Origin of the sequence: Pelagibacterium sp., assembly GCF_035555455.1 — a bacterium.
Classification (GTDB): domain Bacteria; phylum Pseudomonadota; class Alphaproteobacteria; order Rhizobiales; family Devosiaceae; genus Pelagibacterium.
On the sequence record NZ_DATMGM010000037.1, the window covers coordinates 149,195 to 160,010 of the forward strand.

General features: G+C 63.0%; 10 protein-coding genes and 1 pseudogene. 9 read left to right on the plus strand and 2 right to left on the minus strand.

Annotated elements, in window-relative coordinates; translation table 11 throughout:
- Positions 1 to 13 precede the first annotated feature (13 nt).
- The 3 genes and pseudogenes from VNS12_RS07095 to VNS12_RS07100 all read left to right on the plus strand — a co-directional run bounded on the left by VNS12_RS07095 (position 14) and on the right by VNS12_RS07100 (position 3,149).
- Positions 14 to 781, plus strand: a complete 768-nt coding sequence (locus VNS12_RS07095) for a lytic transglycosylase domain-containing protein (RefSeq protein WP_254693021.1) — start codon at positions 14 to 16, stop codon at positions 779 to 781.
- Between the two features lie 505 nt (positions 782 to 1,286).
- A pseudogene (locus VNS12_RS15435) lies at positions 1,287 to 1,742 on the plus strand (relaxase/mobilization nuclease domain-containing protein); the annotation flags it as partial.
- A 174-nt stretch (positions 1,743 to 1,916) separates the two neighbouring features.
- Positions 1,917 to 3,149, plus strand: coding sequence for a DUF3363 domain-containing protein (locus VNS12_RS07100; protein WP_437437287.1), 1,233 nt, complete (start codon positions 1,917 to 1,919; stop codon positions 3,147 to 3,149).
- Positions 3,150 to 3,263: 114 nt separating this feature from the next.
- Here the strand turns inward: VNS12_RS07100 and VNS12_RS07105 are convergent, their stop codons facing one another.
- Complete coding sequence (locus VNS12_RS07105; protein WP_254693020.1) at positions 3,264 to 4,079, minus strand: helix-turn-helix domain-containing protein; 816 nt, start codon at positions 4,077 to 4,079, stop codon at positions 3,264 to 3,266.
- Positions 4,080 to 4,137: 58 nt separating this feature from the next.
- Between VNS12_RS07105 and VNS12_RS07110 the strand changes: the two genes are divergently transcribed.
- The 5 genes from VNS12_RS07110 to VNS12_RS07130 all read left to right on the plus strand — a co-directional run bounded on the left by VNS12_RS07110 (position 4,138) and on the right by VNS12_RS07130 (position 9,014).
- Positions 4,138 to 4,572, plus strand: coding sequence for an SRPBCC family protein (locus tag VNS12_RS07110; protein ID WP_254693019.1), 435 nt, complete (start codon positions 4,138 to 4,140; stop codon positions 4,570 to 4,572).
- A 298-nt stretch (positions 4,573 to 4,870) separates the two neighbouring features.
- On the plus strand, positions 4,871 to 5,824 hold the full coding sequence (locus VNS12_RS07115; protein ID WP_254693018.1) for a LysR family transcriptional regulator: 954 nt from the start codon (positions 4,871 to 4,873) through the stop codon (positions 5,822 to 5,824).
- Between the two features lie 131 nt (positions 5,825 to 5,955).
- Complete coding sequence (locus VNS12_RS07120) at positions 5,956 to 7,944, plus strand: conjugal transfer protein TraG (protein WP_325487133.1); 1,989 nt, start codon at positions 5,956 to 5,958, stop codon at positions 7,942 to 7,944.
- A gap of 10 nt (positions 7,945 to 7,954) precedes the next feature.
- Positions 7,955 to 8,434 carry a CopG family transcriptional regulator gene (locus VNS12_RS07125; RefSeq protein ID WP_254693016.1) on the plus strand — a complete coding sequence of 160 codons (480 nt, stop codon included), beginning with the start codon at positions 7,955 to 7,957 and terminating at the stop codon, positions 8,432 to 8,434.
- Between the two features lie 127 nt (positions 8,435 to 8,561).
- A complete protein-coding gene (locus VNS12_RS07130) occupies positions 8,562 to 9,014 on the plus strand; it encodes a GNAT family N-acetyltransferase (protein WP_254693015.1) in 453 nt (150 codons plus the stop codon).
- Positions 9,015 to 9,031: 17 nt separating this feature from the next.
- On the opposite strand, the gene VNS12_RS07135 is transcribed toward VNS12_RS07130, so the two are convergent.
- Positions 9,032 to 9,601, minus strand: coding sequence for an ATP-binding protein (locus VNS12_RS07135; RefSeq protein WP_254693014.1), 570 nt, complete (start codon positions 9,599 to 9,601; stop codon positions 9,032 to 9,034).
- A gap of 208 nt (positions 9,602 to 9,809) precedes the next feature.
- Here VNS12_RS07135 and trbB point away from each other — a divergent pair, with 208 nt between their 5' ends.
- Entirely contained in the window at positions 9,810 to 10,805 is a 996-nt protein-coding gene (gene trbB / locus VNS12_RS07140) for a P-type conjugative transfer ATPase TrbB (protein WP_325487134.1), read from the plus strand.
- The last annotated feature ends 11 nt before the right edge of the window (positions 10,806 to 10,816 follow it).

A 10,816-nucleotide genomic window follows, 5' to 3' on the forward strand; every position in this document is an offset into this window, starting at 1 on the left:
CAGGAGATTTTCCATGGCACAGATCGGCCAGGCAATCAGCAGCGGCGATAGGCGCGCCACATCATGGCATTATGCCGTCCTGTTGCTGGCCGGAGCGCTTTTCGTCTGCGCCGGATCGGGCGTCGCGGTCGCGCAATCCGCGCCCGTCGGGCGCCCAGCCGCCGCTCATCCCTATGCGGCCCACATCGCCGAGGCGTCGCAGCGTTTCAGCATACCGGAGCATTGGATCGTTGCGGTGCAGCACGCCGAGAGCGCGGGCGATGTGCGCGCGGTCTCAATGGCCGGGGCGATGGGATTGATGCAGGTGATGCCCGACACATGGGCGGGCCTGCGCATCCGCTACGGCCTCGGCCGCGATCCCTACGACCCACGCGACAACATACTCGCAGGCACGGCCTACCTGCGCGAAATGTTCGACCGCTACGGCAATGTCGCGGCGATGCTGGCGGCCTACAATGCCGGTCCCGGTCGCTATGACGATTACCTTGCGACCGGCCGCACCCTGCCGGCTGAGACGCGGGCCTATGTCGCTGCGCTCGCGCCGATCCTCGGCGGCGCGGCTGCAACCGAACCGCCGTCATCGGCACCGCCACCGCCGCCCGATTGGCGCGAGGCACCGCTGTTCGTCATGCGTGCAGGCGACGTGCGGGCTGTCGCCGCGCCGCCGTCCGACGCGCGATCCGGCGACGGCCGCGCGACCGTTCCGGCGCGCGATCCCGTGGAGTCGGAGTCACAGGGCGACAGCATTTTCGTCGCCGACGCGAGCGCGGGAACGCCATGAGGGCGGCGTTCCCGCGCTCGGCGGCGCTCATTCCGGTGTCCAGTCAGGCAGGTTTTTGCCCGGCTGGATTCCCGGCAGGAGGGGCAGAGAAGGCAGAAAGGGCGGAGGGCAAGATTAAAGAAGACGGCACCATATCGGGCCGCTTCTGGAAATTATTGTTGTCTGCACACTGGTTAGGTGCCCGGTTCCGGCACCATGGTTTTGAGGGGCCGCGTACCGCGATTTCGCGCAAAGCCTTGGCTTTGCAGGGTTTCGAGCGGCACCATAGGCCCATATCGGCCTGTTTTCGGCGGTTTTTGCTGGAGTCGCGCCCATGAGCGCCGACGACGAAAACCGCTTCCGTGCGAAGCCCGGACGTATCCAATCCGACGTGCCGAAGGCCGGGAGACCCAAGAGCTTTTTCACGCAGGTCAGGAAGATCACCCGCCAGTATCAGGCAGCGGCCGCCCGCGATCCTTCCATGCCGTCACCCGGCCGCCCGTCATCGCAGGGGCGGTCCCGCGCCATGGTCGCCAGCGGCAAGGGCGTGAAGCGCGGCCGGGGCGCGAGCTTCGTCCGCGCCCGCAACATCTCCGGTCAATGGCATCATCGCCAGTCCGGCAGCCGCCGCGTAATCGTCAAGCAGCGCAGCGTTCGGGCCGCGTGGAAGGGCGGCCGCGCCCGCGCGCATCTGCGCTATGTCCAGCGCGACGGCACGTCACGCGACGGCGAGCGCGGCCGGCTCTATTCGGCAACCGAGAACCGCGCCGATGGCGACGCCTTCCTTGATCGCGGCAAGGACGACCGCCACCAATTCAGATTCATCGTCTCGCCCGAGGACGGCGCGGAGCTGTCGGACCTCACGGCCTACACCCGCGATTTCATGAAACAGGTGGAAGCGGACCTCGGCACGAAACTCGATTGGGTCGCCGTCAATCACTACAACACCGGCCATCCCCATGTGCATGTGATCGTCAACGGCCGCGACGATGCCGGCGGGGATCTGGTCATCAACGGCGACTACCTTTCCGCGGGCCTGCGCGAACGCGCCAGCGAGCTTGCCAGTCTGGAACTCGGCCCCGTGACCGAGATCGAGCAGACCCGCAAGCTGTCGGCCGAAATCGACCAGGACCGTTTCACTCGGATCGACCGCGCCATGACCGAGGAAGCCGATGCCCGTTTCCTCGACCTGCGCCATGAACCGGCAGAGCCGAGGCGGCAGTTCGAGCGGACGCTGCGCCTGCGCAGGCTTGGCAAGCTGGAGAAGATGGGGCTGGCGACCGAGCACGCGCCCGGCGTTTGGGAATTGAGCAAGGACATGGAACCGGCCCTGCGCGAGTTGGGCGAGCGCGGCGACATTATCCGCACCATGCAGAAGGCGCTCGGCCCGCAGGGCGGCGAACGCGATCCCATGAGTTTCCAAATCCATGACGGAGCGCCCGAGACGCCCATCGTCGGCCGCGTCGTGGACAAGCATCTGTCCGACGAGCTGGGCGAGAACCTGACCATTGTGGTGGACGGCATCGACGGGCGGACGCACCACATCGCCGGCATCGCGCCCGAGCGGTTGGAGGATGCCCGCATCGGCAGCATCATCGAGATCGGCCCGGCCGAGGCGACGGCCCGGCCGTCCGACCGCACCATCACGGCCATCGCCGAGGACGGAATCTATCGGCCGAGCCGCCATCTGGAGCAGGCGAAGTTCGAGGGCCGCGTTCCCGGCGGCGATTATGAGGGCTATGTCGATGCCCATGTCCGCCGGCTGGAGGCATTGCGCCGGGCCGGGATCGTCGAGCGGATCGACGCCGACCAATGGCGCATCCCCGATGATCTGATCAGCCGCGCCGCCATCTATGACGCAGGCCGCGACCGGCAGGCCAGCGTTCGCGTCCTTTCCCCGGTCGATCTTGGCAAGCAGATCGGATCGGACGGCGCGACATGGCTGGACCGGCGATTGATCCATGGCGAAACGGCCGACCTTGCCCCGACCGGGTTCGGCCAGCAGGTGCGCGAGGCCATGGACCAGCGCCGCGAGCATCATGTCGAACAGGGCGACGCCACCCGAGCGCGGAACGGCCGCATCTTCTATCGGCGCAACCTTCTCGCCACCTTGCGCGAGCGGGAGGTTGCCCGCGTCGGCGCGGAGATGGTCGAGAGCAAGGGGCTGCCGTTCCGCGCCGCCATGGACGGCGAAAACGTCAGCGGCAAGTTCACCAGCACCGTGCAGCTATCCAGCGGCAAGTTCGCCGTAGTCGAGCAATCCCACGAGTTCACCCTTGTCCCGTGGCGGCCGGTCATCGACCGCCAGCTCGGCCGCGAGATTATGGGCGTCGTGCAGGGCGGATCGGTGTCGTGGCAGTTGGGGCGAACACGCGGACACGCCATATAGAACAAATAGCTGGAGTTCGCATCGCTTGAATGATCAATTCGATGTAGTTTGGAAGCTCTAGCAAAGGGCTGCCCATTACAACCCACTCCGAGGCCAGTGTTGCGCTGCGTGACCTCAGCTTTTGTATTTTCGGAAGAACGTGCCTGGAGGCACGCCGACCACCTGCCGGAACTGATTTGTCAAATGTGCCTGATCGCTATAGCCGAGCTGCTGGGCGATTTCCGCCCATCCGCTATCGGCACTATCCACGCGCATTGCCGAGATGGCGCGAATCTGTCGCCTGATCCAGACAAGACTTACCCCAACGGCATCATGGAACAATGCCTCCAATGTGCGAACGCTCATCGCAGATGATTCCGCGATAGCTGCAATTGGAAGCTCGGGTTGATGCCAGCATCTCTTGAGGATCTGCTCCACCAGAACGGTCTTAGGCGCCCGGCGGGTAGGTAAACGCGTGATGGTGTCGAATAGCGTATTTGCCATTGTGCTGAAATCGTCGCTGGACATGAGCGACTGCACCCAGCCCGTAGTTAGCGACGGATGCAACATTTCGGACGGAAACTCCAGATTCCTGATGCTGGCCACTGGCCGCGAATAGAACGGGTGGAACCCTCCTGGTTTAAAGCGCAGGCCCGCGATACGACCCGAACCGAAAAGCTCGTGGCATTGGCGCTCTGTCTTTACACCCGCCACCATGGCCGTTGCGCTCGTCAGCACGAGATTGACGCAGGGCATGGCTAAGACCTCGACCGGAAATTTCGTGCCGGGCGGGACGGACCATTCAGCAACCCAGAAATGATCTAGGAACGGCACCAACGGCGATGGCGGCGCAAAACGTTCCATCCGCAAAGCAGGGCGGTCGGACGCGGGGTGCAATATCCCCTCATCGGTAGGGAACAGAGCTACGCTTTGATCTGCGGAAATATTCAATACGCTGCTCGATTTTATACCTAGGCTGAAAGTCACACCCTAATCTCAGGAGCCAGTGATGCAATCGCTTTATGAAACTGAATCTTCGTCATTTTTCCCGGTATCACCTGAGGCCGCTTGGAGTGCCCTAATCGACCCGGCAAAGGTCCGCCAGTATATGTTCGGAGCGCAGGTTGAAAGCTCCGGTATCGTCGGCGGACCCATTTCCTATCGCTACGAATGGGAAGGCAAGGTTTTCTTCGATCGGGGGACAATCACAGCTCTGGAGCCACCCCGCTTGTTGGCGATGACCGTGGCGCGGGAAACCGACTCGGGACACGCTGTGCCGGATGGCCACAATACCCTGGCATTTGAAGTCCGGCCCGAAGGGAATGGGTGTCGCGTCCTAATCCGGCAGGGCAACAATCCGTCACAGGAGCTTGCCGACAGATCCAAACAGAACTGGGATGTCGTGCTAGGCCAGCTTGGCGAGTTTTTGACGCGAACGGAATAAATTCTGCACCTGCCTATCCTTCAATAGCAAAGCTTAGCGAGTCTTGCTGCTACGCGGTGAGGTTCTCGACGCTCGCTTCCTAAATTGCTCTCACTTGTCAACAAGGACGCGATCTATACGTGACCGAAGTACAGTGTCACCGTTTGCTTTTTCAATTCCGACACGCGAACTGAGAATTCATGGTTGGCATCAGGGCTCGTGCGTTGCGAGAGCAACCAGACGCCTCAATCCAACATAGAAGCGGAACCTTCGATCCATGCGGCGACGTTCAGCATCTACTACCGATTGTCAATTCGGGATGCCGACCTCGCTCGGCTCGCGCATCCCCTTGGCGTCCCTGATCCAAACGCTTGCCGTCGCCGAATATCTCAACTTCCGCCACGCCGCCAAAGCGCTCGGCGTAGCGCAATCCAGCGTCAGCGCCCGAGTGAGGGCGCTGGAAGAAGACCTTGGCATCCTCCTGTTCGAGCGTCATGCGCGCGGTGTCCGGTTGACCGAGGCCGGACGCCACTTCGTCGAGCGAGTGACGGTCGGCGTCGATCAACTCGACCATGCGGTGAAGACCGCAGGTATGACGGCGGTGGGTGAGTGCGGCCGGCTTCGTATCGGCATCCACGCTCTGATCCCGGGCAGTTTCCTCTCCGAGCTGATCGGACGGTATCGGGAGGCCCATCCTGGCATCGAGGTCGAAATCACCGAAGGCACGGTCCGCGATGCGGTCATGCAGCTTCGTGCCGACACGCTGGACGTGGTGTTCGTCGCAGGCACGCCCGAACTGCCCGACTGCCATTCCCGGCGCATATGGACCGAACCGCTCTTGGCGGTGTTACCGGAGCAGCATCCGCTCTCCGCGCGGTCGGCCGTTACTTGGGCCGATCTGGCGGGCGACACGTTCCTTGTCCGGCATGGCGGCACCGGCCCGCAGGTCCATAGTCATATCGTCCTGCGCCATGCCGGACGCTCGCCCGCGCCGTCGATCCTGCGCTTCGACGTGGGGCGCGGCGCGCTGCTGTCCATGGTCGGACAGGGCTTCGGCATCACTATCGTCGGGGCAGCCACTGCGCTGTTGCCGACAACCGGCATCGTCTTCCTGCCCTTCGCCGACGAGCCGGAGCCGGTTGCCTTCACCGCAGTCTGGTCGCCGTTCAATCGCAGCGCCGCACTGCAAAATCTGCTCGACCTCGCAGGCAAGATGAACCGTGACAGCGATTCGCCCAATCGGTTGCGCGGTGGCACTCGGACGGAACTATAACAGTGAAGGCGATCCGTCCTATTTGCCGCCGATAGTATCCGGCAGCCCTCCCGCATCCTCTTTCCTGTTGCCTGTCGCGATTTTGCCTATTCTCTGATCGGCTCCGTCTCTTTTGTCGACTGGAGCCTGTATTGCGTGGAAGCCGAATCCTTTGGGGTCAAATCGCTGTCGTCTTCACCATCGTTCTGGCGATGACGTGGGCGGCTACTCAATGGGCCGCGTGGCGGCTCGGCTTTCAGGCGCAGCTTGGAGCGCCGTGGTTCGAGTTGGCGGGCCTGCCGGTCTATTACCCGCCCGCCTTCTTCTGGTGGTGGTTTTCGTTCGACGCCTATGCGCCCGCGATCTTCGTCGAGGGCGGCATCATCGCCGTATCGGGCGGCTCCCTCGCCATCGCCGCCGCCATCCTTATGTCCATCATCCGGGCGCGTGAAGCGCGCAATGTCGCCACATATGGATCGGCGCGATGGGCCGAGGATCGGGAAATCCGCAATGCCGGACTGCTCGACCCCGATGGCGTTGTGCTCGGCCGATACGACAGGAACTATCTGCGCCATGACGGTCCCGAGCATGTCCTATGCTTCGCTCCGACGCGCAGCGGCAAAGGTGTCGGGCTGGTGGTGCCGACGCTGCTGACATGGCCGGCATCCGCCATCGTTCACGACATAAAAGGCGAGAACTGGACGCTGACAGCGGGCTTCCGCGCGAAGCATGGCCGCGTGCTGCTGTTCGATCCGACCAACGCCAGATCGTCGGCCTACAACCCGCTGCTGGAGGTCCGGCAAGGGGAATGGGAAGTCCGCGACGTGCAGAACATCGCAGATATTCTGGTCGATCCCGAAGGCAGCTTGGACAAAAGGAACCATTGGGAAAAGACCAGCCATAGCTTGCTGGTCGGCGCGATCCTGCATGTTCTCTATGCGGAGAAGGACAAGACGCTGGCGGGCGTCGCCAACTTCCTGTCCGACCCGCGCCGCCCGGTCGAGGCGACCTTGCGCGCCATGATGGATACGCCGCATCTCGGCGAAGCAGGCGTTCATCCCGTCATCGCGTCGTCGGCCCGCGAACTGTTGAACAAATCCGAGAACGAACGGTCGGGCGTGTTGAGCACCGCCATGTCGTTTCTCGGCCTCTACCGCGATCCCGTGGTGGCGCGGGTGACGGAGCGATGCGACTGGCGCATTGCCGATCTGGTCGGCAGCCGCCAGCCCGTCACGCTCTATCTGGTCGTGCCGCCGTCCGACATAAACCGCACCAAGCCGCTCATTCGATTGATCCTCAATCAGATCGGCAGGCGGTTGACGGAAGAATTGACTACCTCCGGCGAACGCCATCGGCTGCTGCTGATGCTGGACGAGTTTCCGGCGCTCGGCCGGCTCGATTTCTTTGAATCGGCGCTCGCCTTCATGGCGGGCTACGGCATCAAAGGCTTCCTGATCGCGCAGAGCCTCAACCAGATCGAGCGCGCCTATGGGCCGAACAACGCGATCCTCGACAACTGCCACGTCCGCGTCAGCTTTGCCACGAACGACGAGCGCACCGCGAAGCGGGTGAGTGACGCACTCGGCACCGCGACCGAGCTGCGCGATTCCACCAACTATGCCGGGCACAGATTGGCCCCGTGGCTCGGGCATCTCATGGTCTCGCGGCAGGAGACGGCCCGGCCGCTGCTCACGCCCGGCGAGATCATGCAGCTACCGCCCACCGATGAAATCGTGATGGTCGCGGGCACGCCGCCGATCCGCGCCACCAAGGCCCGCTACTATGAGGATGCACGGTTTCAGGAACGCATCCTGACCCCGCCCGATCTGGCCGCCGCTCCGCTGGCGCCCAGCCCATCCGCCGATGATTGGTCCGGCCGGGTGGTCGCAGCGGATAGCCGTTCCGCCTCGGCCGCCGCAGACGCGGCCGAGGGCGATCCGGCCAATGCCGGAATCCGCCGCGAGCCGGAATTGCCAAGCCAAGAGGAAATCGTCGCCCCGCCGCCGTCACCCGAACAGGAATTCGAGTTTCTGGACGACGAGCCGGACGTTGACGCGGCCAAGGCCCGCGCCATGCGCCAGCGCATGAGGATGGTGGCGCGGCAGGTGGCGATGAACCCCGATGACGGAATCGACCTTTGAGGATACGCCCATGACCACACGCACCCGCCTGAATATCTATTTCGACCCCGCGCTCATTCCGCAGATCGAGGCGATGGCGTTGCGCCGCTCGGTGGCGCTGCGCCGCAATGTCTCGAAATCCGCCATCGTGGAGGCGGCGGTCATGTCCTACCTATCCGGCGATGCCGACGACCAGCTTGAAGCCGCCATGTCTCGCCGCTTGGACAAGCTCGGCCGCCAGATCGACACGCTCGACTTGGATCTCGCCGTCCTCGGCGAGACGGTGGCGCAGTTCATCCATTACTGGATGACGATTACACCGCCTTTACCGGATGCAGCGAGACAATCAGCCCGTGCCAAAGCGGCAGAGCGGTTCGAGGGCTTCATGCAAACCCTCGGCCGGCGTCTGGCGACGGGCGACAGGTTCCTCAAAGAGCTGTCGCGGGATATGCCGGGCGATGAGCCCTATGATTTAGCGGCAGAGCCGCAGACCATTGAACGCGGTACATAAGGTCTATATGATCCATCGAAGCAGAAGGAGATTTATGCGCAGAGGTTTCTAGTGAGCCGCATCGAGCGGTGTCTTTCGGCACGATGATTTGCCGATCCTTTTCGCATGTCTTTTCTGCAGGAATATCATGACACAAAATGACGTTGTTATCCGGCCATTCAATTTGGCATCGGACACAAGAACGCTGTCAGCCATATGGCTCGACGCCTCCCTCATCGCGCATCCCTTCATCGGCAGGCAGCGTCTGCTGGAACAGCGGCTGCTGATCGAAGACAAGTACTTGCCCAATTCCGAGACCTGGGTTGCCTGCCAAGGCAACAAGTCGCTCGGCTTCATCAGCCTCCTCGACAAATTCGTCGGCGGCATTTTCGTTGCACCCGGACAACAGGGAAAGGGTGTCGGACGCCAGCTGATCGCCTTCGCGCTAGAAAGGAAAAGGGAACTGACACTCGAGGTTTATACACAGAACGAACAGGCCATCCGCTTCTATACAAGCCTTGGTTTCAGAGAAATCTCGCGTCGTCCTTACGATGATGAGGGCTTGCCGTTCGAGAACGCGCGATTGACGCTGAGCACGTAAACCTCAGAGAGGGCAGGTTAATTTCCCGCCCTCTCACCAATGAGGGCAATCTCACTCGTTACCGCATCTGCCAGTTCGTCTGTCGGCTTCTCGCCTTGCAGTCTGAGAACCGGAGCCGTTTGCTGTCCAAGCCAGCGTTCATGTTGAGCGAGGTTCCGCCCGGTGAAGCTGGGATCATCATAGCCAGACGCCCATGTCCGAAACGCAACATGCGCGTCGTGCATGTCACCGCCGGGAAGGATGCGATCACCGTGGCGAGCCGCCTCGCGCAGGTCGAGACGTTGCAACCTGATGGCGGCGGGCGTGTAAAGAAAGACAATCAGGCCAACGTCCCGGATCAGGGCCTCTCCCCATCCGATGAAGGAGCCGGTCAATACCCATCCATCGGACGCAGCTTGCCGTTCTGCAATCAGTTTCACGCGATCTTCGGGCGGGCGCTTGACGCTGAACGGCGGGTCGGTCGGCATCCAGTAGAAGTCATCGACATCGATATGTGGAATGTCGAACGGGTTTGACAGGGCCGCACCGAGCGTCGAGACGCCGGAACAGGAAGCTCCCGTTATGTATATTTTCGGCTTGCCGTGCATTCAGATCGATTCCCTTTTCATACCTGCCTTCATATTCATGCGGCTTGACCCGCTCAACATAGGCTGCCCCACCCATCCTATTTGCCGCCGATCGCCGCCGATGCCCGCACGCGCGTAAATACTTGTTGAACCGGCCCGATTTCGGTCTTTCTTAATCGACCCCGATCCGGGGATTGCCTGTTGCGCCCCGCCAGAAGCCGGGGCCGACATGACTAGCAACCACCACAGACAGGAAGCGATCCAGCGTGGCGCGCGCATGTTGCGCACCGCGCTCGGCCCCGCAATCGCCCGGCTGCTCGAAGACCCGGCCGTGGTCGAGGTGATGCTGAATCCGGACGGCCGCCTTTGGGTGGACCGGCTGTCCGAAGGGCTGTCCGATACGGGCGAACGGCTGTCCGCCGCCGATGGCGAACGCATCGTGCGCCTGGTCGCCCATCATGTCGGCGCGGAGGTTCATCCGCGCAGCCCGCGCATCTCGGCCGAACTGCCGGAGTCGGGCGAAAGATTCGAGGGGCTTCTTCCGCCAGTCGTCGCCGCGCCGGCCTTCGCCATCCGCAAACCCGCCGTCGCGGTGTTCACGCTCGACGACTATGTGGCCGCCAGCATCATGTCCGCCGATCAGGCGGAAACGCTGCGCGAAGCCGTCGCAGCCCGCGCCAATATCTTGGTGGCCGGCGGCACTTCCACCGGCAAGACCACGCTGACCAACGCGCTGCTCGCCGAGGTGGCGAAGACGCAGGATCGCGTCGTCATCATCGAAGATACGCGCGAGCTGCAATGCGCCGCGCCCAACCTTGTCGCCATGCGGACGAAAGACGGCGTGGCGACGCTTTCCGATCTGGTCCGGTCCTCGCTGCGCCTGCGCCCCGACCGTATTCCCATTGGCGAGGTGCGCAGTGCCGAAGCCCTCGACCTTCTGAAAGCGTGGGGCACCGGCCATCCGGGCGGGATCGGCACCATTCACGCCGGCACCGGCATCGGCGCGCTCCGTCGCCTTGAACAGCTCATCCAGGAGGCTGTCGTCACCGTCCCGCGCGCGCTGATCGCCGAGACTATCGACCTTGTTGCCGTCCTTTCCGGGCGCGGTTCCGCGCGCCGGCTGGCCGAACTTGCCCGCGTCGAGGGGCTGGGGCCGGACGGCGACTACCGCATCACGCATCCCATCCCTTCGGCAATCCCCACCAGCACAGGAGAATCTTCATGATCCGCACGCTC